The organism is Thermaerobacter sp. PB12/4term, from assembly GCF_003403315.2.
Classification (GTDB): domain Bacteria; phylum Bacillota; class Sulfobacillia; order Thermaerobacterales; family Thermaerobacteraceae; genus Thermaerobacter.
The window spans coordinates 1,710,341-1,735,595 of record NZ_CP048407.1 but is presented as its reverse complement, the minus strand read 5'-3'; the positions used below and the strand labels follow the sequence as shown (position 1 = coordinate 1,735,595).

The window sequence follows — 25,255 nt, the reverse complement described above, 5'->3', positions numbered from 1 at the left end:
AGCCGGCAGGTTCGTCGCCGCATCAAGCCCGGCCTGCCGTCGCGTCCGGTGCGGCACAGGCCGGCTGCGGGCCGCCGGGGGCTCGGCCCGCGCCGCGTACGGCAGCCGTCACGCCCACCGGCGTCCCGCCTGGTCCGGCCGGCCGGGCGCGGGGCCGGACCGCTCGGGCGCCCGGTGCCGGTGCAGGGCATAACTGCCCTGGGCGGTGGCCACCAGGCGGCCGGCGCCATCCCGCACGTCGGCCTGGGCAAAGGCGATCCGGCCACCCAGCCGCAGGACCCGTCCCTCGGCCATGACGGTGCCCCGGGCCGGCTCCAGGAACCGGATGGACAGCTCGATGGTCCCGCCGATGCGGTCGCCGGCCGGCAGCAGCGACAGGATGGCGTTGCTCATGGCACCGTCCACCAGGGTGGCCAGGGCCCCGCCGTGGACATTCCCGAAGCGGTTGCCGATCTCGGGCCGGGCCGGCAGGCGCAGGAGGGCGCGCCCCGCCGCCGCCTGGACCACCTGGATGCCCAGGTGGCGCCGGAAGGGGATGGCGTCGTCGGGATGGCCCGGGTTTGGCAGACCGGCAGCGTCGGGATCGGCGCCGTGGCCGGAACCGGGGTCCGCGCCGGTGCCGCCCGCAGGCTCGCCGCCCGGAGGGGTTCCGCCCTGGGGCGCTCCGGGCCCCCTGCCCGGAAGGGTTCGGCCCTGGGGTGTACGGGGCTCCCCGCCCCCAGGGGTTTCGCCCCGCTGTGCACCGGGCTGCCCGCCCGGTACCGCGGCCCCCGGCACCGGGACTTCCCGGCGAGTCATGGGCCCGATCCTTCCCCGGCCGCACCCCGCCAGCGGGCGGTGTGGCGGTCGATGGCCTCGGCCAGGGCGAAGTCCAGATCGGTGAGGCCCCCGGCGCTGTGGGTCGTCAGGGCCAGGGTGACCTGCCGGTAACGGATGTCGATGTCGGGATGGTGGTTCATCCCTTCGGCCAGCCCGGCCACCACGCCCACGAAGAAGACGGCGTCCCGGAAGGAAGCCAGCCGGTACACCCGGCGGAGGGTGTGGCCCTGGCGCTCCCACCCCGGCAGGGACGCCAGCCGCTCCTGGATGGCCGGCTCGTCAAGACGCTGGGGCATTCCCATGTCTCCCCCCGACCAGGCTGCGGCCCAGACCCCGGGCCAGGCCGCACCGCCGCCCCATCCGGTCCGGGCCCTGAACCGCCATGGGAGCACGGTCCTGAAGGCCCGTCTCCCTGGAGAGCCCGGGTTCACCCTTCCATGGTACACCACGCCGCCTGGCCGGGCTTCAACGGTCCCGGGTGGCGCCGCCTGTTCCGGCGTGGCCGGCGTGGCCGGGGTCCCCCGGGTGGCCGGGGTGGCCGGCGGCAGCACCGGCGAAGGATGCCGCGGCATCGACCGTCGCGGCCGGGCCGGCCGCCGCGATCAGGGCAGCCAGTTCGGCCGAGCGGGCAGCGGCCCGGTGGACGGCCCGCCGCACGGCGTCGGGCACCGCCATCTCTTCCAGCACCGCCAGGGCGGCGGCGGTGGTGCCGTTGGGGGAGGTCACCTGGCGGCGCAGTTCCTCGGGCGGCAGGCCGGTATCCCGCAGCATGCTGCCCGCCCCTACCACCGTCCAGACCGCCAGCTGGCGCGCCACCTCGGCGGGGAGGCCCAGGTCATGGGCGGCCGCCAGCATGGCCTCCACCAGCAGGTAGACGTAGGCGGGGCCGCTGCCGCTCAGGGCCGTGACGGCATCGAAGGCCGGTTCGTCCACCTCGACGGTGGCCCCCACCAGGTCGAAGAGCCGCCGGGCCTTGGCAAAGGCTTCCTCGCTGCACGCGGGCGCGGCGCAGAGGGCCGTGACCGACTGGCGCAAGCGGCTGGCCGTGTTGGGCATCGCCCGCACCAGGTGCCGGCGACCCGGCAAGCGGCGGGCCATGTCCTCCAGCCGGATGCCCGCCGCCACCGACACCACCACCGCCTCGGGATCCAGGTAGGGCGCCACCTGCTCCAGCGCCACCGCCATGTCGGCGGGCTTGACCGCCATCAGCACCACCTGGGCGCCGGCCAGCACGGCACCCTTGTCGCGTTCCGCCCGGACGCCGTACCGGGCCGCCAGTTCGGCCAGCCGCTGGTCGTTTCGCCGGTTGGTCACGGCCAGGGCCTTGGGGTCGAACCCGGCATCGACCCAGCCGGCGATCAGGCATTCGGCCATCTTGCCGGCACCGATGAGGGCCACCGGGATGTCAAGGCCGGTCATGGAGGCCACCTCCCTGGGATGTGCTTGCTGCTTCGGGTGTGCTTCGCGCCTCGGTTTGTCCGGGCGGGCGGCCGCCCCAGGTTCAGCAAGCCCCGCAGGGGCTGTCCCGGTGCCGCCGCTCCGGGGAATCAAAAACCCCCGCCCTGCAAGGGCGGGGGTACCGCGGTACCACCTTGCTTCACCGGACGGCCGGTCGCGGCAGGGCGTGGTCCGATCCGTGCCGCGCCCTCCCCGCCAGGCTCGATGGCGAAGGAGCGACGGAGCCGGGGCGAAGGGGGGCCGACTGCGACGACCCGCCCGATCCGGGCCGGGGTCGACCACCCGTGGCGGCCGCCGGCGGCAGGCCTGCCAGCCGCCTGACCTGCCAGCCATCCGGTCTTGAGGGATGGCGGGATGGCGCCATCCCCTGGCCCGCGTAACGGGCGGGCGCCGGTGCGGTTCGGGCCGGTTCTTCCTGCGGCGGTTCGTCCTGCAAGGCGAACACGGCCGTTGCCGCACGGCTCAGGGGTGGGTCGAGGCACCGGGCCGGGCCGGCCCTTGCAGCCGCCGGGGCCGGCTCTCTGTCCCGGCCGTGGGGGTACCTCCGGGTCCCGTCATCGCCAGAGCCGGATATGGTGCTTTCGGATATTTATACATGCCGGCCGGCTGGATTACAAGCCTGCGGGAAGCCGCCGTCCCGCCGAACCGGGCCGATCCGCCGAACCAGCCATCCGCGGGTGCCTGTCCGGTCCTGTGCTGCAGGCGCGGGACCGCCGCCTGGCGGCCCAGGGGCGGCCGAAAACAGTCGCCCGGCTGCTGGCAGCAGCAGGGCTTGACCGGTTTCTGCCGAAAACAAGGATCTATCGCCGAATTCCGGCGGCGGCGGGCCGATTGATGTCCCTGGGCCCGCGGGATTCCTCAACGCACCAGTTTCCTGGGGGTGGTCTTTTTGTCGTTACGGCGCATTCGGCTGGCCACCGCCGCACTGGTGGCGGCGGTCGCCCTGGTGGCGGCGGCCTGCTCCAGCGGCGGCTCGCAGCCGGCCGGTTCGTCCGGCGGCGGAAGCGGCGGCAGCGGGGGAACGGGGGACCAGGCGGGGCAGAGCCGGCTACAGGTGGTGCTCAGCCGGGGCAAGCTGATCTGCGGGGTCAACGGCCAGCTGCCGGGGTTTAGCTACCTCGATCCCAGCGGCCAGATGACGGGCTTCGATGCGGACTTCTGCCGCGCCATCGCCGCGGCCCTGTTTGATGATCCCAACGCCGTGGAGTTCCGGCCCCTCAGCGCCCAGGAGCGGTTCACCGCCGTCCAGTCCGGCGAGGTGGACGTCCTGATCCGCAACACCACCTGGACCCTGGGGCGGGACACCGTCAACGGCATGGAGTTCCTGCCCACCACCTTCTACGACGGCGGGGGCGTGATGGTCCGCAAGGACCGCAACGTCAAGAGCCTGGCGGACCTGGACGGCGCCACCATCTGCGTGCTGAGCGGCACGACCAACGAGATGGTGCTGACCGACCGGATGCGCGCCCTGGGCGCCAGCTTCACGCCCAAGACCTTCGAAGATGCGGACCAGCTCTATGCTACCTATGAATCGGGCGGCTGCGATGCGGTGACCAGCGACAAGTCGCAGCTGGCCGGGCGGCGGGCGGTCCTCTCGGATCCTGACAACCACGTGATCCTGGACGAGATGCTGTCCAAGGAGCCGCTGGGACCGGCCGTCAAGAACAACGACTCGACCTGGTTCGACGTGGTGAAGTGGATCGTCTTCGCTACCATCCAGGCCGAGGAGTTCGGCATCAACTCGCAGAACGTGGACCAGTTCAAGAACAGCGACAACCCGGACATTCGGCGCTTCCTGGGTGTCGAGGGCGAGCTGGGCAAGGGCCTGGGCATCAGCAACGACTTCGCCTACCGGGTGATCAAGCACGTGGGCAACTACGGCGAGATCTACGAGCGCAACCTGGGACCCGACACGCCCTTCAAGCTGGAGCGGGGCCTCAACGAGCTCTGGACCAACGGTGGTCTCCTCTACTCGCCGCCCTTCCGCTGATGCCGCGGGCCGCTGGCGGCGGGAACGTGGCGGTTCCCGCCGCCAGCGGCATCCGGGCAGGCGCCCGGCGTGGTCGCCTCGGGCCCGTTCCGCTGGCCCCGGCGCTGCGGGCCCCCAGAGGTTCGGCCGATCCGCCGCCGCGGCGAGCAGCGGTGCCGGCCCAGGACGCGGGCCCGGAGCCGCCGGGCCACGCCGCCGGGCGTCAGGGGCGTCCGCAGATCCCGCGTTTTCTGGTCAAGAGGAGGGGGGTTTATGACGGCACGGCCCACCCGACGGGTGCGGTCCGGGGTGGGTGACATCCGCCTGCGGAGGCTGCTCCTTCAGCTGGCCGTGGTGCTGGTTACCGTAGCAGCGGGTGTCTACCTTTTCGGCAACGTCCAGCGCAACCTGCAGCAACTGGGCATCACGCCCGGCTTCGACTTCTTGCGCCATCCCGCCTCCTTTGCCATCGGGGAAAGCTCGATCCCCTACCAGGCGACGGACCCCTACGGCCGCGCTTTCCTGGCCGGCCTGGTCAACACCCTGCGGGTGGCCGTGCTGGGGGTCGTCCTGGCGACGGCGGTGGGGGTGGTGGCGGGGCTGGCTCGCCTGTCCGCCAACGGGCTGGTGCGGCTCCTGGCCTCCCTGTACGTGGAGTTGACCCGCAACACGCCCCTGCTGCTGCAGCTCTTCTTCTGGTACGGCGCCATCGTCTACACCCTCCCGCCGGCCAGCCAGGCCCTGGCCCTTCCGGGGTCCGTGTTCCTGATGAACCGGGGACTGGTGCTGCCGGCCCCGCGGCCCGGTCCGGGCTTCCCTACGGCGGTGGCCATCCTGGGGCTGGCCCTGGTGGCAGCGGTGACGGCGTACCGGATCCTCCTGCGCAAGCGGCTGGAGGAAGGCCGGGAAACCAGGCCGGGCCTGGTTGCCCTGGGCCTGCTGGCGGCGGGCGGTCTGGCAGCCGTGATCCTCCCCGCGGGCCCGGCCCTGGTGCTGGAGCGGCCCCAGCTGGCCCGGTTCAACTTCCAGGGCGGCCTCATGCTGTCCGCGGAGTTTACCGCCCTACTGCTGGCGCTGGTGATCTACACCGGAGCCTTCATCGCCGAGGTGGTGCGGGGCGGCGTCCTGGCCGTTCCCCGGGGCCAGTGGGAGGCGGCCCGGTCGCTGGGGCTCTCGCCTTTTTTGGTGCAGCGCCTGGTGGTGTTCCCCCAGGCCCTCCGGATCATCGTGCCGCCCCTGACCAGCCAGTACCTCAACCTGATCAAGAACTCCAGTCTGGCCATGGCGGTGGCGTTCCCCGACCTGCTGAACGTGAGCAGCACCATCGTCAACCAGACGGGCCGGACCCTGGAGATGCTGCTGCTGGTCGGCGCCACCTACCTGGCCTTCAGCCTGCTGACGTCCCTGCTGATGAACCTGTACAACCGGTCGCTGCGGCGGGGGGTGGCGTAGATGGACGAACCCGCGACGGGTCCTGCCCTGCCCGAACCGGCACCGGGCCGGCCGGCGGCAGGGCAGGCCGGCCCTGCCGGAACCACGGTGGTGGTGCCGCCGCCCCGGGCGCCCTGGCCGCAGCGGGCCGCCGCCTGGGCGCGCCAGAACCTGCTGGCCAGCTGGTATCACGGCCTGCTCACGCTGGTGGCCCTGGCCATCCTGGCCCTGGCCGGCCGGGCGGTCCTGTCCTGGGCCTTGGTCCGGGCCCGGTGGGACGTGGTGACCGACAACCTGCTGCTCCTGCTGGTGGGCGCCTACCCCCGCGACCAGCTGTGGCGGGTGGTGGCCGCCCTGGTGCTGCTGGCGGTGCTGGCGGTGGTCAGCGGCCTGGCGTGGGCCGGGCCGGCCCGCTGGCGGCGCGCCCAGATGCCGGTGGTGGCGGCCTGGGTCGTGCTGGTGCCGGCGGCCATGGTCCTGGTGCTGTCGGTGCCGCGACAAGGCGGCGCGGGCACGGGGTACGGGTTGATCCTGACCCTGGTGCTGGCGGTGGCCGGCATCACCCTGTCCTTTCCGCTGGGGGTGCTGCTGGCCCTGGGCCGCGTCAGCTCCCTGCCCGTGGTCCGGGCGCTGTCCATCGCCTACATCGAGCTGGTGCGCGGCACGCCGCTCATGGTGGTGCTGTTTTTCTCCATGACGGCGCTGCCGCTGTTCCTGCCGCCGTCGGTCCGGCCGGACCTGGTCACCCGGGCGGCGGCCGGGCTCGTGCTGTTCACCGCGGCGTACGTGGCCGAGGCGGTGCGCGGCGGCCTGCAAGGCGTGCCCCGCGGGCAGGTGGAGGCCGCCCAGGCCCTGGGCCTGACGGGAACCCAGGCGGTGCTGCTGATCATCCTGCCCCAGGCCCTGCGGGCGGTGATCCCCGCGCTGGTGGGCCAGTTCATCAGCCTGTTCAAGGACACGTCGCTGGTAGCAGTGTGGGGCCTGCTGGAGTTCGTCGGTGTCGCCCAGAGCGTGCTGTCGAACCCCTCCTACCTGGGCCGGCACGTGGAGATGTACGCCTTCGTGGCCGCGGTGTACTGGGTCTTCTGCTACGGCATGTCGCTGGCCAGCCGGCGGCTGGAGCGGCGTCTGGGCGTGGGGGAGCGCTGAGCCCCCCGGCGGGTTCAAGGACCCCCGCCCATAGGACGGCGGGTCGCCCCGGCAGGCCGGGGGCGCCGGCCGGAGGGGCGCGGGCCCGCCGCTGGCGGCGACCGGGAGGGAGGCGAGACGGGTGATGCCCAAGGGCATGGCCAGTGAGGGCGCCCGGAACGGCGACCGGCCGGGTGCCACGGGGCCGGAAGGACGCGGCGGAACCGCATTCCCGGCGACGGGCCGGGCGGCGGAGACCGGCGGTACGGCGACGCCGGCCGCGGCGGGTGGCACGGCGCCGGCAGGCGGGGCCCAGCCCATGGTGATCTGCGAAGACGTCCACAAGTGGTTCGGTATTGTCCACGTGCTCAAAGGGGTGAGCCTTCAGGTCCAGCCCGGCGAGGTGGTGGTGATCATGGGCCCCTCGGGTTCGGGCAAGTCGACCCTGATCCGGACCATCAATGCCCTAGAGCCCATCCAGCGCGGCCGCATCGTCGTGGACGGCATCGAACTGGGGCCCGACCTGCACCGGATCGAGGCGGTGCGCCGGGAGGTGGGCATGGTCTTCCAGCAGTTCAACCTGTTCCCCCACCTGACGGCGTTGCAGAACGTGACCCTGGGCCCCATCTGGGTGCGCAAGTGGCCCCGCCGCCGGGCGGAGGAACTGGCTCGGGAGCTGCTGGCGCGGGTGGGCCTGGCGGACCATGCCCACAAGTACCCCGCCCAGCTGTCGGGCGGCCAGCAGCAGCGGGTGGCCATCGCCCGGGCCCTGGCCATGCAGCCGCGCATCATGCTGTTCGACGAGCCCACCTCCGCCCTGGACCCGGAGATGATCAAAGAAGTCCTGGACGTGATGCGGGAGCTGGCCGCCTCGGGCATGACCATGCTGGTGGTCACCCACGAGGTGGGCTTTGCGCGGGAGGTGGCCGACCGCATCGTGTTCATGGACGAGGGCATGCTCCTCGAGGAAGCGCCGCCCGACCGGTTCTTCCGCGAGCCGGCCCACGAGCGGGCCCGGCGCTTCCTGTCCCAGATCCTGCACCCCTGACCGGTTCAAGATCCTGCAGCCCTGACCGGGAACCGGGGGCCAGGGGGCAGGGGGATGGCGGAGGCGGCCGCCACGGGATCCCGCGGCGTAGGGCTACAGGGGACGGGCGATTGGTTGCGCTGCCCACGACAGACCAACATAATGGATGTGGTCTGCATACCGGCGCGCCGGGTGACGGGCGCGGGACGAACCGGCCCCAGGTGGCCGGTCCCGCGGAGCCCGGGTGGCCGCCCCGCGGGGCGCCGCCCTCGGCGCCCGCCGGGGGCGGCGAGGAGGAGCGTCGATGGCCGACTCGAAGCGATATGTCATCGTAGGCAACGGTGTCGCCGGCACCACGGCGGCCGAGACCATCAAGAAGCTTGAGCCCCAGAGCCAGGTCACCCTGCTGGCGGCCGAGCCCTACCCGCTCTACAACCGGGTCTCCCTGCCCCACTATCTCAAGGGCACGGTGTCCGAAGACAAGGTCTTCATGCGGTCGGTGGAGCAGCACGCCGAAAAGGGCATCGACCTGCGCCTGGAGACGCGGGTGGTTTCGGTCCACCCGGACGAGAGGGTCGTGGTGACCGAGGCGGGCGAGACCTTTCCCTATGACCGGCTGCTGATCGCCACCGGGGGCCGGCCGCGGCCCCTGCCCGCGCCGGGCGCCGAAACTCCCGGCGTCTACTATTTTCAGACCCTGGACGACACCCGCCAGATCGTCGAGCGCTTTGCCACCGCCCGGCGGGCCGTGGTGGTGGGGGGAAGCTTCATCGCCTACGAGCTGGCCGAAGGGTTCCGCCGCCGCGGCCTCGAGGTGGTGTGGCTGATCCGCGGCCCCCGCTGGCTGCGCCGCATCCTGGACGAGGACGGCGGCCGGCTGGTGGACCTCCTGGCCCGGGACCACGGAATCGAGATCCTCTACGGCGAAGAGGTGGCCCAGGTCCACGCCGCCGGCGGCACCGTCAAGGCCGTGACCACCACCGGCGGGCAGACCATCGAGGCCGACATGGTCGGCTGCGGCCTGGGCCTGGACTTCTACACGGAGCTGCTTGAGGGCAGCGGGGTCGAAGTCCAGGGCGGCGTGGTGACCAACGAGCGGCTGGAGACCAGCGTGCCGGGGATCTACGCCGCCGGGGACGTGGCCCGCTTCTTCGACGTGTTCATCGGGCGGCACAACCAGATGGGCACGTGGAACAACGCCATGACCCATGGCCGTGTGGTGGGCGCCAACATGGTGGGGGCCAACCGGCCCTACCGCGAGGTGCCCGTCTATTCCAGCGGCCTGTTCGACTCGAAGATCACGGCCATCGGCGCCACCCCCGAGAACCACCCCGAGGTGGAGGCCGTCTCCCACGTCGACTGGGAGAACCGCCAGTACCAGCGCCTGTTCTTCCTGGACGGCCGGCTGGTCGGGGCGGTGTTGATCGGCGACCTGCGGGCGCGCAAGAAGATCGTCGACATGATCACCCAGCGGGAGACGGTGGACGATCCCAACCGCCTGATCCTGTCCCTGACCTGATCCCGCAACGCATCCCGCGCCACGGACCCCCGGACCTCCGGAGGGGGTGTCGGGGCACGGCGGGCAGCAAGCCGTCGCCCGCACGGCGATGCCCGCCGTGCCCGGCCGCCCCGGGCATGGCGGCTCCTGCCTGCCGTGCGGCCCCGCCCGCGGGCGGTGCCGCCCTTTCAGCCCGCCGGCGGCTGCTCTCGCCCGCGCGGGTCCGGCCGCCCCGGGCGGGCCCGCCCTGCCGTTCCACCGCCAGCCTCGCCCTGCCGTGCCACCTCCCACCGGCCTGGGCCGCCCTTCCGGGCCCAGGCCGCCGCTCCGCTGGCGAGATCCCTCGCTGCCGCCCCGTCCCCGTGCCGAACGCCCCTGATGCCCGAGCCGATGGGCGCCGATCCCCGCTGTGCCCGGGCGGGTGCCCCCCGGCTGCCCGGCGCCGGCGACGGGCACCTGGGAGCCGTGGGCTGCAAGGGGCGGCTTACCCAACTTGCTTGGGCCTGCGGCCGGTGCAAGTTCGGTGCTCCCCACTTGCAGAGAAGGTCCCCGGACGCGCTGCTCAAGTCGTTCCGCCATGGCAAGGGCTGGTTCTTCCGCAACGAGCCGGGCACCGCCAGCGGTGGTTCTCCGGGGGTGAACGGTCGGCCCTCGGGGGTGAAATGCATGGCAGCGGCAGGATGCCTTAGAATCATCGCCAACTGGTGGTATAGTGGTGTTAGGCAAAGGGGTGAGGGCAGTGGCCAGGGAGTTGCACGACCCTGCAACGGGTGCACCCAGGACCTTGACCGGCGAGTTCAACTGGAAGGTGGGCGGGCAGCAGGGTGAGGGCATCGACAGCACGGGCGAGATCGTGTCCCAGACCCTCAACCGCCTGGGCTATTACGTCTACCAGTACCGGCACTTCATGTCCCTGATCAAGGGTGGCCACACCAACTACAAGGTGCGGGCCGCCGACCATCTGATCCGGCATCACGGGGACGAGCTGCACGTCCTCATCGCCTTCGACCAGAAGACCATCGACCACAACCTGCACGAGCTGGTCCGGGACGGCGTGGTGGTCTATGACGACACCTTCAAGGCGCGGGTCCCCGAAGGCCGGCCGGTGCGGGTCTACGGCGTGCCGCTGACCAAGATCGCCCGGGAGCTGGGCAACCCCATCATGAAGAACATGGTCGCCGTGGGCGTGACCGCCGCCCTGGTGGGCCTGCCCGTGGAGGAGTTCCGGCCCACCATCGAGGCGCGCTTCGGCGGCAAGGGCGACCAGGTGGTCGAGCTCAACATGGAGGCCCTGCGCCGGGGGTTCGAGTACGGCGCCCGGGAGATCGGCCAGGTGGCCACCCTGCCCCGGCGACCCCAGGTGCAGCGGCGCCTGTTCATCTCCGGCAACGAGGCCGTCGCCTACGGCGCCCTGGCGGCCGGTTGCCGGTTCCTGGCGGCCTATCCGATCACGCCGGCCACGGAGATCATGTACTGGTTCCTCAAGAACTTCCCCAAGTATGGCGGCGTGGTGGTCCAAGCCGAGGACGAGATCGCTGCGGTCAACATGGCCATCGGCGCCAACTATGCGGGCGTCCGGGCCATGACCTCCACCTCGGGGCCGGGCATCTCCCTCATGCAGGAGGCCGTGGGCCTGGCCGGGATGTCGGAGACGCCGCTGGTCGTCGTCGACGTGATGCGGGGCGGCCCCTCCACGGGCCTGCCCACCAAGACGGAGCAGAGCGACCTGAACGAGCTGATCTTCGGCACCCACGGCGAGATCCCGCGCATCGTGCTGACCCCGGCCACGGTGGAGGACTGCTTCTACCTGGCGGTCGAGGCCTTCAACATGGCGGAGCGCTACCAGTGCCCGGTCTACCTGGTGAGCGACCTGTCCCTGGGCATGTCGCGCCAGTCCATCGACGGCCTGGATTACAGCCGGGTGCGGATCGACCGGGGCGCCCTGATCACCCAGGAAGAGCTGGACGCCATGGAGCGCGGGGCCTACAAGCGCTACCTGGTCACCGACTCGGGCATCTCCCCGCGCAGCCTGCCGGGCATGCGCAACGGGCGCTACGTGGCGCTGGGCAACGAGCACGATGAAGCGGGTACGGAGGAGATCGAGGACACCGCCACCCGCGAGATCCAGATGAAGAAGCGCATGCGCAAGCTGGACAGCCTGGATCTCAGCGACTACGTCGACTACTACGGGGACGAACCGGCGGATCGGGTCGACCTGCTGCTGGTCGGCTGGGGATCCACCATCGGCCGCATCCAGGAGGCGGTAGCCCGCCTGGAGAGGGACGGCTACAAGATCGGCCACCTGCACCTGCGGGCCCTGCACCCCTTCCCCCGGGCGAAGGTTCGCGGCTACCTGCAGGCGGCGCCCCGGGTGCTGGTGGTGGAGAACAACTACACCGGCCAGCTGGCGGGGTATCTGGCGCGGGAAGTGGGCTTCCACGACAAGATCCGGAACTGCACCAAGTACGACGGCGACCCCTTCCTGGCCAGCGAGATCTACTCCCGGGCGCGTGAGGTGTTGCTCCATGGCTAAGGTGGCGGATTTCCGGGCGGCCCGGCCCACGTGGTGCCCGGGTTGCGGCGACTTCGGCGTGCTCAACGCCCTGACGCGGGCGGTGACGGACCTGGGGCTGGAGCCCGAGGACGTGGTGGTCGTGTCGGGCATCGGCTGTTCGGGCAAGATCTCCCAGTACTTCGGCGGGTACGGGTTCCACGGCATCCACGGCCGCGCGTTGCCCATCGCCCAGGGCGTCAAGCTGGCCAACCGGGAGCTGACGGTCATCGCCGCCGGCGGCGACGGGGACGGGTACGGCATCGGTCTGAGTCACGTGATCCACGCCATCCGGCGCAACGTGGACCTGACCTACATCGTGATGGACAACCACATCTACGGCCTCACCACGGGCCAGCTGGCGCCCACCAGCGACAAGGGCATGAAGACCAAGACGTCCCCCTACGGGTCGGTGGAGGAGCCCATCCGGCCGCTGGAACTGGCGCTGGCCCAGGGTTGCGGCTTCGTCGCCCAGGCCTTCTCCGGCGAGATCAACCACATGGCCGAGGTGTTCAAGAAGGCCATCCAGCACAAGGGGTTCTCGCTGGTCAACGTCTTCAGCCCTTGCGTGACCTTCAACAAGCTGAACACCTATGACTACTTCAAGGAGCGGCTGGTCAATCTGGACGAAGATCCGGACTACGACCGCCACGACCGGGCCGCCGCCCTGCGCAAGGTCATGGAGACGGGCGGCATGGTGATCGGCGTCGTCTACGAGACCGACAAGCCGACCTTCGAAGAGCAGCTGCCCGGCTTTCCGGAGGAAGGCCTGGCATATCAGGACCTGGCACTGGATGAGGGTGACTACCGGGAGCTGGAGGCCCAGTTCGCGTAAAGGTTCGGGGCAAAGCTGCCGAAGGGCAAAGGGGGCCGGGCAGTCCACAGCGGGATGGGCCCGGCCCCGTCCCTTGGTACGCCTGGGTCGCGGGCCGAGCGGCGGCTCGCATCGAGCGGCGGCTCGCATCCGGTTGACCGCCCCGTGCCGCAGCTTGCACCCATCGCGATCCGGACCCTGCCGGTGGGATCGGGTGGCTGTGATAAGGTGTATGAAAAAGGGGGCGGGCGGCAAGGCCCGGCTCGCCGCTTGCCCGGCGGGCGGCCTCGCCCAGCGGGCGCGAACGGCCGGGCCGGCGCAACCGGCCCGGGTGGCTGGCGGCCCGGCGGCCTCGGCCCGGTTCGCTTGCCTCCGGCCAGGGAGGTGAGGGCATGATCACCCTGACACCGGAAGCGGTGGCCAAGGTCAAGGAACTGCTGGCCGAGCGCCAGCGGGACGACCTGGCCCTGCGCGTCTTCGTCCAGCCCGGGGGCTGCAGCGGCTTCAACTACGGGCTGGCCCTGGACTCCAACCTTCACGACGACGACACCGTGATCGATCAGGACGGGGTGCGGGTGGTGGTCGATTCCGCCAGCGCCCGGTTCCTCAAGGGTGCCCGGGTGGACTACGTCGAGTCGCTGTCGGGTTCGGGCTTCGCCATCCACAACCCCAACGCCGTCCACACCTGCGGCTGCGGCCAGTCCTTCCGCACCCGGGATGAAGCCGGCCAGCCGGCCTCCTGTGACGTAGCGGGCGCCGCCCTCTGAAGGGCGGCGCCCCTGCTCTCTCCGGGGACTGGGGGCCCATTCTTGGCGGCATGGCGGGCCCGGCACCGTCGTGGGGCCGCGCTTCACGCCTGCCGCGCCTGTCTCACCTGCGTCGCCTGCGTTGCCTGCCTCGCAGCGGCGCCTGGCGGCGCGGGTACGGAGGGCCGGGCTTCCGGGCCCGGGTCCGGTCCGCCGGGGGCCGGGGCTGCGGCCAACCCCAGAAGGTAATACCGCAAGCCGTCGGCCAGAGCTTGCCAGGATGCCTCCAGGATGTTGGTGGAGACGCCCACCGTCCCCCAGCGGGCCCGGCCGTCGGTGGACTCCACCAGCACCCGCACCCGGGCGCCGGTGCCGGCATCCCCTTCCAGCACCCGCACCTTGTAGTCCACCAGGCGCACCTGCTCAAGATCGGGGTAGACCTCCGACAGCGCCTTGCGCAGGGCGGCGTCCAGGGCGTTGACCGGGCCGTTGCCTTCGGCCGCCGTATGGACGACCCGCTCGCCCACCCGGACCTTGATGGTGGCCTCCACCCGGGACCCCGCCGCCGGGTCGTGCAGGGCGGTGACCCGGTAGGACTCCAGGACGAAGGGCCACCCGGGGTCGGCCGCCTCCGGGACGGGCGCTTCAGGGAAGGCCGCCTGCCCGCCCGGGGTGCCGGTGGCGCCGCCCGCCGCCTGCTGCACTTCCCAGGCCAGCAGGGCCAGGGTGCCCTCGGCGCCTTCGAACTGGTAGCCCCCGTGTTCCAGCTCCTTGATTCGCTCCAGCAGGCGGGCCAGGGCCGGTTCGTCCAGCTCCGCTCCCAGCACATAGCGAAGGTTGGCCCGGCCGCTCAGCTCCGACACCAGCACCCGGCGGTCGTTCCCCACCCGGGCCGGATCCACGTGCTCGTAGAGGGCCGGCTCCTTGAGCAGGGCGGAGACGTGGATGCCCGCCTTGTGGGCGAAGGCGTTGGCCCCCACGTAGGGCGCCTCCTCCCGGTGGGGGAGGTTGGCCACCTCGCTCGCGTAGCGGCTCACGGCGGTCAGTTCGACCAGGGCCCCGGCGGGCAGGCAGCGCAACCCCAGCTTGAGCTCCAGGTTGGCGGCCACGGTGAGCAGGTTCGCGTTGCCGCAGCGCTCGCCGTATCCGTTGACCGTGCCCTGGACCATGCGGCACCCGGCTGCCACGGCGGCCAGGGAGTTGGCCACGGCCAGGCCGGCGTCGTCGTGGCAGTGGATACCCAGGGGAGTCCGGGTGGCGGCGGCCGCCGCCTGGACGGCCCGGGTCACGGCGTCCGGCAGGGAGCCGCCGTTGGTGTCGCACAGGACGAGCCAGCTGGCGCCGGCTTCTTCCGCCGCGGCCAGCACGGCCAGAGCATACTCGGGGTTGGCGGCAAACCCGTCGAAGAAGTGCTCGGCATCGAAGATCACTTCCCGCCCGCGGGCCACGAAATATGCCACCGTCTCCCGGATCATGGCCAGGTTTTCCTCCAGGCGGGTGCCCAGGGCGACGGTCACGTGCCGGTCCCAGGCCTTGCCCACCACGCAGACCGCCGGCGTGCCGGCGGCCAGGGCGGCCGCCAGGACCGGGTCGTGCTGGACCGCCACGCCCGGGCGGCGGGTGCTGGTGAAGGCCACCAGCCGGGACCGCCGGAGGGGCTGGTCCTCCAGGGCCCGGAAAAAGGCGGCGTCCTTGGGGTTCGAACCCGGCCAGCCGCCCTCGATGTAGGGGACGCCGAAGTCGTCGAGGCGGCGCGCCAGGCGCAGCTTGTCGGCCAGGGTGAGGTGGATGCCCGCCCGCTGGGTGCCGTCGCGCAGGGTGGTGTCGTAGAGCACCACGTCAAGGGGCCCAGCCCCTGGTCCCGCGGCGAGGGATCCGGGGCCTGGACGCACTACCGGGTGGGTCCGGCCGGGGCAACGCGCCTCAAGCGGGGCGCCGCCGGCCTGGGGGAGACGGGCTGCCTTGTCGTCGCCCATGGGGAATCACCTCCTGGGGGGTCTGGGTGCAAAAAGCCCCCGTCCCGAGGGACGGGGGCTTTCCTCTGCGATGCCATCCGCGGTACCACCCTCATTGGCCTGCAGCCCCGCCGAGCCGCTCCCACCGGGCTGGGCGGTGGGAGCCGGCGCGGGAGGAGGTGGAGCAAGGGCTGCCGGCCCTCTCGCCGGGCACGGCCCGAAAGGGGCGATGCCCTGTCCCGTTAACGGGAGAACCCGGCCGCGTCTACTGGGGTGGAACCCGGACGCGATGCAGGTGGAACCTGGACGCGATGCAGGGAACCACCCGTTCGGGCGGCGGCGGGCCGGTTCCTGCCCCTGCCGCGGCAGGGGCAGGAACCGGCCTGGGAGGGGATCTTCCCGCGGGGCCGCCGGACGGGACTTTCAGCGCTCAGGTCCCGCTCTCTGGCCGGGCAGCCGCCGGGTACTCGTCCTCCCGGCGCCGTTGGGCACGATGGGGCCGGTAACGGCCGTTGTCACGGGGCTACCACGGTTTGCCGATTACTATGGGGCCCCGGTGCCCAACTGTCAAGGGGGCAGCCGGCCTTGGCCGGTGATTCTTCTCCCACCTCATACCGCCGGGGTCGACCCGGGCCTGCGGATCCAGCCGCGCCGCACCAGCTGGTAGTAGATGGTGCAGCCCAGGCAGAATCCACGGGTGGCGATGAAGGCCACTGTCGCCACGACCAGGAGCGCCCCCCAGCCCACGATGTCGCCCCACAGGGGCGCCACCGGCGCCAGCAGGTACAGGCCCGCGGCACTGACGCCGAAGAACAGGCTGGCCAGGGCCTGGTTGAAGCGCTGGACGTGGGCGTCTTCCTGCTCGGCCCCGGGCAGGCGGCGGGCCAGCAGCGGCCGGGCCAGGTGGAATACCAGGTGGGCCCGGGGACCGAAGACCAGGGGCAAAACCAGCACGGCCAGCCCGATCAGGGCGCCGGGGCGGAACTGGAACACGAAGCTCAGCACCGCGGCCAGGATGATGAACGTCTGGTTGGCCCGCACCAGGGGCACCGGGATGCCGTCGCGCACGGTGGGTCCCTCCTCGGGGTAGGCGGCCAGGGGCCATCGGGCAGGCAGTGGGGCTGCTCACACCTTGCCTCGAAACCCTATCGCCTTACTTGATATTCCCTGGCCCGATTATGGGACCCCAGTGTCATCCCCGTCAACGGCACCTTGACCCCGGCGAAGTGCCGCCGGCAGCGGACGCGCCGGCACCGTCCCGGCCGGCGTCCCGGCCGCCATGGCCGCCGGCGTCCAGGTCGCCCGACCTCCTGTCCCCAAGGCAAGGCGAAACCCGGGCCTCAGGCCGCCGCGGGAAAGGGCCGGTGCCGGCGGTGCGGCTCGAGCGGTGCGGCTCACACCCGGCGCAGTACCTCGTAAACCGCCAGCTCGCTGCGGGCTCCGGCGGAGGCCCCGGTGTCGCGATGGGCATGCTGGAAGTGGGCGCTCTGGCGCCAGGCCTCGAACGCCTCCCGGGACTCCCAGCGGGTCACCACCAGGTACTCGCTGCGGCCGCCGGCGCCGGCCGCAGCATCCGCTGCACCGGCCCCGGGATGACCGGCCGGGCCGGTCGCCTCCCTGCGCCAGAACTCGAATCCCAGGCAGCCGGGGACATCCTTCATGCCCGGGGAGCGGGAGAAGGCCTCCTCCAGGAGCTGCTCGGAGCCCGGTTCGGGCCAGATGCGGTTGATGACGATCAGCATGGCACCTACCTCCTCCTTGCGGTGCAGGGCGCCCCGGGGGCATCGCCCTGCGCGGGGTGGTCCGGGGCAGGGACGGGCGGCCCCTGGGCCCGGTGATCCCCGGGGCGAAAGGCGCCTGCCGAATGCCGGTTGAACGCCGGCGGCCCCCTGGCGACTGGCGCCACCCGGGCGGCGCCTTGCCCCAGGACCGCCCGGCCGCACGGGTCGCGCCGGGCGGCGGCCGCTCCGCCGGGGGCCGTCCCCGTAGCGTGCAGGGTGGGCGGCGGGCGGCTCCCTTTCCCAGGGTTCCCCGGGCGGCCGCAGGGCTCCTGCCGTCCCGCCCTCCGCCATTATCCGAACGTTCTTCCCGACAATGCGGGATTGACATTCGATAATGATCCGCTTGAAATGGGAGATGGACGAGGAACGTACCCACCTTAGAACCGAACAATGTTCGGCAACCCGTTGCCATCCACGTACCGGGGAGGGATCACCGTGGAACGGGACGAACCGGCGGGCAGCCCGGCCGAAGCCCTGGGCGGGCGGGCCGCCGCGCCCCGGGTCGGCATCCTGATGGGCAGCGATTCGGACCTGCCCACCCTTCGCGAGGCCTTCGCCGTTCTGCAGGAGCTGGACATCCCCTTCGAGGCCACCGTCGCCTCGGCCCACCGTACCCCCGAGCGCGTAGCCCACTACGCCACCACGGCTTCCGAGCGAGGCCTGGAGGTCCTGATCGCCGCGGCGGGCAGCGCCGCCCACCTGGCCGGCGTGGTGGCGTCCCATACCCTCCTGCCGGTGGTCGGCGTGCCCCTCAAGGGCGGCGCAGCCGGGGGCCTGGACGCCCTGCTGGCCACGGCCCAGATGCCGCGGGGCGTGCCGGTGGCCACCGTCGCCCTGGACGGTGCGGCCAATGCCGCCCTGCTGGCGGCCCGCATCCTGGCCCTTAAGGATCCCCAGCTGCGCCGGCGCCTGGAGGCCTACCGGCAGCGCATGCAGGCCCGGGTGGAGGAGGCCGACCGGCGGCTGCAGGCCGAGCTGGGGAGGGCCACGGCCCAACCTCGGCAGGCCTCCGAGCCCCCGTCGCCGCCTCCGGCCCGGCCGGTGCCCCACCCCCCGTCTCATGCGCAGCGCCGTCCTGGGCCCGAGCCGCAGCCCGAGGGCCAGCCCCAGCCCCGGTCCGGCGGCGGGCTGGCCACGCCGGGAGGGCAGGCGGTGGCCTCATGATCGAGCGCTACACCCGGCCCGCCATGGGCCGCCTCTGGACCCTGGAGCACAAGTACGCCACCTGGCTGGAGGTGGAGCTCCTGGCCGTCGAGGCCTGGGAGGAGCTGGGCACCGTGCCCCGCGGCACCGCGGCCCGCATCCGGCAGCGGGCCCGCATCGACGTCGACCGTATCCTGGCCATCGAGCGCCAGGTGCACCACGACGTCATCGCCTTCACCACGGCCATCGCCGAGCAGGTGGGCGACGACGCCCGCTGGGTCCACTACGGCCTGACCTCCTCCGATGTGGTCGACACGGCCCTGGCCGTCAACCTTGTCCAGGCCGTGGACCTGCTGCGCGGCGAGGTGCGGGCGCTGCGCCAGGCGGTGGGGGAGCAGGCCCGGCGCCACAAGTACACGGTGATGATCGGCCGCACCCACGGCGTCCACGCCGAACCCATCACCTTCGGCCTGAAGCTTGCCCTGTGGTACGCCGAGCTGGGGCGCAACCTGGAGCGCCTGGAGCGGGCCCGCCGCACCGTGGCGGTGGGCAAGATCTCAGGGGCCGTGGGCACCTACGCGCGGGTCGACCCGCGGGTGGAAGCCTACGTATGCCGCCGCCTGGGCCTGGAGCCCGAGACGGTCTCCAGCCAGATCGTGGCCCGGGACCGCCATGCCGAGCTCCTGGCCGCCCTGGCCATCCTGGCCGGCACCTACGACAAGATGGCCGTGGAAATCCGCCACCTCCAGCGGACCGAGGTGCGCGAGGTGGAAGAGCCCTTCCGCGCCGGCCAGAAGGGCTCCTCGGCCATGCCCCACAAGCGCAACCCCGAGAAGTGCGAGCGCATCTCCGGCCTGGCCCGGGTCCTCCGCGGTTACCTGGTCAGCGCCCTGGAAAACCAGGCCCTCTGGCACGAGCGGGACATCTCCCACTCTTCGGTGGAGCGCATCATCCTGCCCGACGCCCTGATCCTGGCCGATTACATGACGGCCCTGCTGGCGGAGATCGTCCGCGACCTGCACGTCTATCCCGAGGCCATGGCGGCCAACCTGGAGCGGACCGGCGGCCTGATCTACTCCCAGCGGGTGCTGCTGGCGCTGGTCGAACGCGGCCTGCGCCGGGAGGAGGCGTACGCCATCGTCCAGGAGCTGGCCATGCGGGGCTGGCAGGGGGAGGCGCCCTTCCGGCAGCTGGTGGCCGCCGACCCCCGGATCCGGCGGGTCCTGGCGCCCGGCGAGATCGAGGCCCTGTTCGACCCCCGGGACGACCTGCGCCACGTGGATTTCATCTTTCGCCGGGCCGGCCTGGAGCCCGGCGAGGACGGCTGACGCGGCTTTTCAGGGAGGGGAGCAGCCGTGGCGATGGCGGAACCGGCCCTGCCCCCGCGCGGGGAGCGGCTCTACGAGGGAAAGGCCAAGGTCGTCTTTGCCACCCCGGATCCGGGGCTGGTGCGGATCTACTTCAAAGACGATGCCACCGCCTTTGACGGGCGCAAGCGCGGCACCATCGGGGACAAGGGACGCCTCAACGCCCGCATCAGCGCCCACCTCTTGCGGGTGGTGGAGGCGGCCGGCGTTCCCACCCACCTGGTGGCCGAGGCGGGCGAGCGGGAGCTCCTGTGCCGGCGGGTGGAGATCATCCCGCTGGAGGTGGTGGTACGCAACGTGGTGGCCGGCAGCCTGGCCCGCCGCCTGGGGCTGGAGCCGGGCCGCGTGCTGGACGAACCGGTCACCGAGCTCTACTACAAGCGGGACGATCTGGGCGATCCCCTGATCAACCGCGACCACGTCCGGTTGCTGGGGCTGGCGACCGCGGAGGAAGTGGACCGCATCGAGGCCATGGCCCTGACCGTGAACCGCGTGCTGCGCTCCTACCTGCTGGAGCGCGATCTGGTGCTGGTCGACTTCAAGCTGGAGTTCGGGCGGGCATGGACCCCGGCGTCTCCGCCGGCCGCCGCCCCCGCCGCCGTGCCGGCTGAAGGCGCGGGGGCGGTCCCGCCCACGGAACCTGGGACCGGTCCCTCCGGTCCGAGCACCGGCCCCGCGCCGGGCCAGGACGGGGGCGGCGGGTCCGCCCCGGGCACCGGCTCGCGGGGCACCCCGGGGCCGGGTTCCACCTTACTGCTGGCGGACGAGATTTCCCCCGACACCTGCCGCCTTTGGGACCGGGTCACGGGCGAGCCCCTGGACAAGGACCGTTTCCGGCAGGACCTGGGCGGCGTGGCCGGCGCCTACGCCGAGGTGTGGCGGCGGCTGGAGGGACAGCGATGAGTCGCCTGTGCGAGGCCGGCGAAGGCCTGGCGGCGGGCCGCGGCCCGGCCCGGGACGGCGCCGGGGCGGCGGCCCCCGTTCCGGGCCGGCACGGACGCTCGGTGGCAGGCCGGGTGCCTTCGGGGACCGGCGGCAACCCGGCGTCGGGGGCTTCCCGCAAGTCCGGCCAGGGCGAAGCCCTCCGGCCGCAGGGGAAACCGGCCCGGGGACGGTCGAGAGAGAAAGGCCGGGCCGCGATCGCGGCGACAAGCGGTGATCCAGGGTCTCCCCTCGGCGTGCCCGCCCCCGGCGTGAGGCCGGCAGGGCGCCGGTTCTTCCGGGTGGTGGTGGAGGTGAACCTGCGCCCCGGGGCGCTGGATGCCCAGGGGGAGGCGGTGCGCTCGGCCCTTCAGGCCCTCGGTTACCCGGGCGTGGCCGCGGTCCGGGTGGGCAAGCGCATTGAGCTGGACCTGGCGGCGCGGGACGCGGGCGAGGCGGCGGAGCAGGCCCGGGCCATGGCCGAGCGGCTCCTGGCCAACCCGGTGCTGGAGGTGTACCGGGTGCGGGTGGAAGGGGGCCTCGACCCGGCCGCCGCCGGGGTGTCGGCGGAGCATGGCGCCGATCGCGGCGCCTAGGGCACCTGCGATCCGGGCCGGAGGAACCTTCGCTCCGGGCCGGACGCGGGCGACTCGCAGGGAATGGGGGATCGCCGGTGCGCCTGGCCGTGGTGCGCTTTCCCGGTTCGAACTGCGAGCACGACGTGGCCGTGGTGCTGGCCCGCGAGCTGGGCCAGCGGGTGGAGGTGATCGACCACCGCCGGCGGGACCTGCGCCCCTTCGCGGGGGTGGTGCTGCCGGGCGGGTTCGCCTTCGGCGACTACCTGCGGGCCGGCGCCCTGGCCGCCCGGACGCCGGTGATGGAGGCGGTGCAAAACTTCGCCGCCGCGGGCGGCCCGGTGCTGGGGATCTGCAACGGCTTTCAGATCCTGTGCGAGGCGGGGCTTTTGCCCGGGGCCCTGCGGCCCAACCGGCAGGGCCGGTTCCAGTGCCGGCCGGTCTGGGTGCGGGTGGAGGGGCCCTCCGCCCTGACGGCGGGGTTGCCGCCGGGCTGGGTCGTCCGCCTGGAGATCGCCCACGGCGAGGGGGCGTACGTGGGCGAGGGGCCCCTAGGCGCCTTTGTGCCGGGGCCGGGGGCCCGGATCATCCTGCGGTATAGCGACGCCGCGGGCCGGGTCGACCCGGACGCCAACCCCAACGGGTCTGTCGACAACGTGGCCGGGGTCTGCAACGCGGCGGGGAACGTGGTGGGCCTGATGCCGCATCCTGAGCGGCGCCCGGCGGAAGGGCCGGGCGCCGCTCAGGCCGGGTCAGGGGCCGCGCGGTCTGCGCGGGCTGGCGGGAGCCTGGGCGCCGGTGCCCGATCCCGGGTAACGGGTGCTGGTGCCGGAGCCTACGCCCCGGGTGGTGGCGCTGGATCCACTTCACTGGACGGTGTTGCCCAAGGCGGGGGCCCGAGACATGGCGCCACACCCTGTCCTGCGAGCGGCCTGAGGGATGACGTCGCTCTCGGCGACCCCCATGGCGCGCCCTGCGGCCGCGGCGGTGTTCCCTACAGCCCCGGCGGCACTCCCTTTGCATCCCGCGACGCTTCCTGGGGCCGTGCCGGCGCTCCTCGCGGCTCCGCCGGCGCTCCCCGCGGCTTCGCCGGCGCGTTCCCCGGCGCTGACGGTGATCTCCACGATCACTGGGACGGGCTCGATTTGCTGGCCCGCTGGGTGGCCTTTGCCGAGGTCTGGTGGAACGCGTGCCGGGCCGGTGAACGCCAGGGCCGTGGGCGCAGGACCGGCCTCTTCGGGGGGTGAGAGCGATGGTCCGTCAATCCGAACCCCGATCCGAACCCCAGACGTCCCAGGACCTCACGGACCGTCCGGCGGGCCGGCCCGCGGAACCCTGGCAGGCGGCCGGCCTGACCGCCGCCGAGTACCGGCGGGTCCTGCAGCTGCTCGGCCGGGAACCCGGTCCCGCCGAACTCGGCCTGATCGGCGTCCTCTGGTCGGAGCACTGCGCCTACAAGCACTCCCGGCCGCTGCTCCGCCGGCTTCCCACCCGCGGGTCCCAGGTGCTGCTCGGGCCCGGGGAGAACGCCGGCGCCGTCGACCTGGGCGACGGGACGGCGGTGGTCTTCCGCATCGAGTCCCACAACCACCCGTCCTTCGTGGAACCCTTCCAGGGCGCCGCCACGGGCGTGGGCGGGATCCTGCGCGATGTGCTGGCCGCCGGGGCCCGGCCCGTCGCCCTGATGGACTTTCTCTGCTTCGCGGAGCCCCGCGATGACCGGGACCGCCGGCTGGTCCGGGGCGTGGTGGCGGGCATCGCCGCCTACGGCAACTGCACCGGGGTGCCGGTGGTGGGCGGCCGGGTCCTGTTCGAGCCGGGGTACCGGACGAACCCGCTGGTCAACGTGCTCTGCGCCGGGGTGGCGCCGGCCCAGCGGCTGCTCAAGGGCGTGGCGGCAGGGCCCGGTGCGCGGCTGGTGCTTATCGGCCCGCCCACCGGGGCCGACGGCGTCCATGGCGCCACCTTCGCCTCGGCGAGCCTGGGCCCCGGCGACGCCGCCGGCCGGCGGCCCGCGGTGCAGGTGGGCGACCCCTTTGCCGGCAAAGTGCTGATCGAAGCGTGCCTGGAGCTGGTGGAAGCAGGCCTGGTGGCCGCCTTTCAGGACCTGGGGGCCGGCGGCCTGGGTGCGGCGGCGGCCGAGCTGGCGTCCCGGGCGGGGACGGGAGCGGCGCTGCACCTGGACCGGGTGCCCCTGCGGGAGCCGGGCCTCCCCGCGGAGGTCATCCTGCTCTCCGAGTCTCAGGAGCGGATGCTGGCGGTGGTCGAACCGGCCCACCTGCCGCGGCTGCGCTGGGTGACCCGGCGCTGGGGCCTACCCGCCGCCGTGGTGGGCCGGCTGGAGGAAGCCGGGGACCGGGGCGGCCGTTTCCGGGCCCGCCACCGGGGCCGGTGGCTGGTGGACCTGCCCGTCGACCTCTTGACCCGCCAGGCGCCGGTGTACGGGCCGCCGGGGGAGGGGCTGCCGGGCGAGGACCGAGGGGGCGATGGCGGGCCCGGTGGCGGGCCGGTGGCCGCCGGGGCGCTGGCGGTGCTCCCGGGAAGCCGGGACCGTGCCCCGGCGGGGTGGGGCGGGTCCCAGCCAGCCGAGACCCCGGCCGGTCCATGGCCGGGGTGGGCCCCGCCGCAGCCCGGCGCCGGCCCCGGCGTCACCAGGGCGGCGGCGGGCCGGCTGGACCCCGGTGAGGCCGGGGACGGCCGGGGGGAGCCCCCGGACCTCCGTGACCCCCAGGCCGTGGCCGGCACCCTGCGCCGCCTGCTGGCATCGCCCGCCCTGGCCAGCAAGAGCTGGATCTACAGCCAGTTCGACCACCTGGTGGGCGGCCGCACCCGGCTGCGCCCGGGGGCGGGCCCGGCGGCGGTCCTGGAGGTACCGGGCAGCGACCGGCTGCTGGTGCTGGCCATGGCCGGGACGGGCCGGCAGGCGGCCCTGGACCCCTTCCGGGCCGCCGCCCTGGCCGTGGCCGAGGCGGCCCTACGGGCCAGCTGTGTGGGCGGTATTCCCCTCGGCCTGACCAACGGGCTCAACCTGGGCGACCCGGGACGGCCGGCGGTCTACGCCCAGCTGGCCGGCCTGATCGACGGCATGGCCGCGGCCTGCCGGGCCTTGGACCTGCCGGTGACGGGCGGCAACGTCAGCCTCTACAACGCCACGGGCGAGCACGACATCGACCCCACGGTGGCGGTGAGCGTGGCCGGGGTGATTCCCCCGCCGGGCCGCTGGGCGGCCGGGTTCTTCTCCGAACCGGGGCTCCGGGTGGCCCTGCTGGGACCTCTGGCTGGCCGCCTGGCGGGCAGCGAGTACGTGAAGGGGGGCGGGGCGGCCTGCGCTTCGCCGGACCGGCCCGCGGGCCTGGCCGGCCATGCGGCTCAGGCCCGGGGCGGCGGGGACCCGGCGGCACGGTCTGGAGACCAGGTGCCGCGGCCCGGGGACCGGGTGGCACTAGGCGGGGACCAGGCGGCCCTGCCCCAGGTGCCGTGGGAGCTGCAGCGCCGGCTGCAGCGGCTTCTGCAGGAGGCGGTGGCCCAGGGCTGGGTGGTGGCCGCCCGCCCGGCCGGCCGGGGCGGGCTGCTGGTCACCCTGGTGGAGATGGCCTTTGCCGGCGGCCCCTTGCCGCCGGGCGAGACGGCGGAAGGGGCGGCCCTGGGGCTTGACATCGCCATCCGGCGGCAGCCGGGTGCGCCCGCCCCGCGGCGGGACGCCCTGCTCTTCGGTGAAGGACCGGCCCGGGTAGTGGTGGCCGTCCCGCCGGGGGCATGGGACGCCCTGGCCCGGCGGGCGGCCGCCCTGCACGTCCCCCTTCACCCCCTGGGCCTGACGGGGGAACCCGGCGGCCGCATCCGGGTCCGGCTGGACGGCGCGCTGTGGCTCGACGAACCGGCGGCTTCCCTGTGGACCCTGTGGGAGGAGGCACTCCCGTGCCGGCTGGACGGTCCGGAATCCCAGTCAGTGGCGGGTTGACGGCCGGCTCCCGTGCGGCGGCGGGCCCCCCGACGGCGGCCTGCGGCCTTTCCGCCGGCCTCGCGGCGGGCCTCGTGGCGGGCGGCGGCCGTACGGTGGGGAGCGGCTCCC

At 73.2% G+C, this 25,255-nt stretch carries 20 protein-coding genes; 14 read left to right on the top strand and 6 right to left on the bottom strand.

Annotated features, from left to right (window positions below; translation table 11 throughout):
- Nucleotides 1–108: 108 nt before the first annotated feature.
- From DYI95_RS07220 to proC, 3 genes are all read right to left on the bottom strand, one after another.
- A complete protein-coding gene (locus tag DYI95_RS07220) occupies nucleotides 109–798 on the bottom strand; it encodes a PaaI family thioesterase (RefSeq protein ID WP_116900445.1) in 690 nt (229 codons plus the stop codon).
- Entirely contained in the window at nucleotides 795–1,115 is a 321-nt protein-coding gene (locus tag DYI95_RS07215; protein WP_116900446.1) for a 4a-hydroxytetrahydrobiopterin dehydratase, read from the bottom strand. The genes DYI95_RS07220 and DYI95_RS07215 overlap by 4 nt, the downstream gene beginning before the upstream one ends.
- A 169-nt stretch (nucleotides 1,116–1,284) precedes the next feature.
- On the bottom strand, nucleotides 1,285–2,238 hold the full coding sequence (proC, locus tag DYI95_RS07210) for a pyrroline-5-carboxylate reductase (protein ID WP_116900447.1): 954 nt from the start codon (nucleotides 2,236–2,238) through the stop codon (nucleotides 1,285–1,287).
- A 919-nt stretch (nucleotides 2,239–3,157) separates the two neighbouring features.
- On the opposite strand from proC, the gene DYI95_RS07205 reads away from it, so the two are divergent.
- The 8 genes from DYI95_RS07205 to erpA all read left to right on the top strand — a co-directional run bounded on the left by DYI95_RS07205 (nucleotide 3,158) and on the right by erpA (nucleotide 13,462).
- On the top strand, nucleotides 3,158–4,267 hold the full coding sequence (locus DYI95_RS07205) for an amino acid ABC transporter substrate-binding protein (RefSeq protein WP_243149671.1): 1,110 nt from the start codon (nucleotides 3,158–3,160) through the stop codon (nucleotides 4,265–4,267).
- A gap of 252 nt (nucleotides 4,268–4,519) precedes the next feature.
- On the top strand, nucleotides 4,520–5,698 hold the full coding sequence (locus tag DYI95_RS07200; protein ID WP_116900449.1) for an amino acid ABC transporter permease: 1,179 nt from the start codon (nucleotides 4,520–4,522) through the stop codon (nucleotides 5,696–5,698).
- Nucleotides 5,699–6,826, top strand: coding sequence for an amino acid ABC transporter permease (locus DYI95_RS13100; protein WP_203530591.1), 1,128 nt, complete (start codon nucleotides 5,699–5,701; stop codon nucleotides 6,824–6,826).
- Between the two features lie 298 nt (nucleotides 6,827–7,124).
- Entirely contained in the window at nucleotides 7,125–7,853 is a 729-nt protein-coding gene (locus DYI95_RS07190) for an amino acid ABC transporter ATP-binding protein (RefSeq protein ID WP_116900580.1), read from the top strand.
- A 283-nt stretch (nucleotides 7,854–8,136) separates the two neighbouring features.
- Nucleotides 8,137–9,351 carry an NAD(P)/FAD-dependent oxidoreductase gene (locus DYI95_RS07185; protein WP_116900450.1) on the top strand — a complete coding sequence of 405 codons (1,215 nt, stop codon included), beginning with the start codon at nucleotides 8,137–8,139 and terminating at the stop codon, nucleotides 9,349–9,351.
- Between the two features lie 718 nt (nucleotides 9,352–10,069).
- A complete protein-coding gene (locus DYI95_RS07180; RefSeq protein ID WP_243149670.1) occupies nucleotides 10,070–11,863 on the top strand; it encodes a 2-oxoacid:acceptor oxidoreductase subunit alpha in 1,794 nt (597 codons plus the stop codon).
- On the top strand, nucleotides 11,856–12,716 hold the full coding sequence (locus DYI95_RS07175) for a 2-oxoacid:ferredoxin oxidoreductase subunit beta (protein WP_116900452.1): 861 nt from the start codon (nucleotides 11,856–11,858) through the stop codon (nucleotides 12,714–12,716). The genes DYI95_RS07180 and DYI95_RS07175 overlap by 8 nt, the downstream gene beginning before the upstream one ends.
- A gap of 371 nt (nucleotides 12,717–13,087) precedes the next feature.
- Nucleotides 13,088–13,462 carry an iron-sulfur cluster insertion protein ErpA gene (gene erpA, locus DYI95_RS07170; protein WP_116900453.1) on the top strand — a complete coding sequence of 125 codons (375 nt, stop codon included), beginning with the start codon at nucleotides 13,088–13,090 and terminating at the stop codon, nucleotides 13,460–13,462.
- 83 nt (nucleotides 13,463–13,545) lie between these two features.
- On the opposite strand, the gene cimA is transcribed toward erpA, so the two are convergent.
- From cimA to DYI95_RS07155, 3 genes are all read right to left on the bottom strand, one after another.
- On the bottom strand, nucleotides 13,546–15,417 hold the full coding sequence (gene cimA / locus DYI95_RS07165; RefSeq protein WP_116900454.1) for a citramalate synthase: 1,872 nt from the start codon (nucleotides 15,415–15,417) through the stop codon (nucleotides 13,546–13,548).
- Nucleotides 15,418–16,005: 588 nt separating this feature from the next.
- Nucleotides 16,006–16,464, bottom strand: coding sequence for a DUF4395 domain-containing protein (locus DYI95_RS07160; protein ID WP_116900455.1), 459 nt, complete (start codon nucleotides 16,462–16,464; stop codon nucleotides 16,006–16,008).
- A 326-nt stretch (nucleotides 16,465–16,790) separates the two neighbouring features.
- Nucleotides 16,791–17,138, bottom strand: coding sequence for an antibiotic biosynthesis monooxygenase (locus DYI95_RS07155; RefSeq protein ID WP_116900456.1), 348 nt, complete (start codon nucleotides 17,136–17,138; stop codon nucleotides 16,791–16,793).
- Between the two features lie 474 nt (nucleotides 17,139–17,612).
- On the opposite strand from DYI95_RS07155, the gene purE reads away from it, so the two are divergent.
- The 6 genes from purE (at nucleotide 17,613) to DYI95_RS07125 (ending at nucleotide 25,144) form a co-directional block, all read left to right on the top strand.
- On the top strand, nucleotides 17,613–18,341 hold the full coding sequence (gene purE, locus DYI95_RS12600; RefSeq protein WP_116900457.1) for a 5-(carboxyamino)imidazole ribonucleotide mutase: 729 nt from the start codon (nucleotides 17,613–17,615) through the stop codon (nucleotides 18,339–18,341).
- Nucleotides 18,338–19,648 (top strand): adenylosuccinate lyase, encoded by a 1,311-nt coding sequence (purB, locus tag DYI95_RS07145; protein ID WP_116900458.1) that lies wholly within the window; start codon nucleotides 18,338–18,340, stop codon nucleotides 19,646–19,648. Before purE ends, purB begins: the two co-directional genes overlap by 4 nt.
- Before the next feature lie 27 nt (nucleotides 19,649–19,675).
- Nucleotides 19,676–20,590, top strand: coding sequence for a phosphoribosylaminoimidazolesuccinocarboxamide synthase (locus tag DYI95_RS07140; RefSeq protein ID WP_116900459.1), 915 nt, complete (start codon nucleotides 19,676–19,678; stop codon nucleotides 20,588–20,590).
- Nucleotides 20,587–21,204, top strand: coding sequence for a phosphoribosylformylglycinamidine synthase subunit PurS (gene purS, locus DYI95_RS12595; protein ID WP_116900460.1), 618 nt, complete (start codon nucleotides 20,587–20,589; stop codon nucleotides 21,202–21,204). The genes DYI95_RS07140 and purS overlap by 4 nt, the downstream gene beginning before the upstream one ends.
- Nucleotides 21,205–21,281: 77 nt before the next feature.
- Entirely contained in the window at nucleotides 21,282–22,430 is a 1,149-nt protein-coding gene (gene purQ, locus DYI95_RS07130) for a phosphoribosylformylglycinamidine synthase I (RefSeq protein ID WP_243149669.1), read from the top strand.
- Between the two features lie 5 nt (nucleotides 22,431–22,435).
- Nucleotides 22,436–25,144: an AIR synthase related protein gene (locus DYI95_RS07125; RefSeq protein ID WP_305849850.1), complete on the top strand. Its 2,709-nt coding sequence runs from the start codon at nucleotides 22,436–22,438 to the stop codon at nucleotides 25,142–25,144.
- The last annotated feature ends 111 nt before the right edge of the window (nucleotides 25,145–25,255 follow it).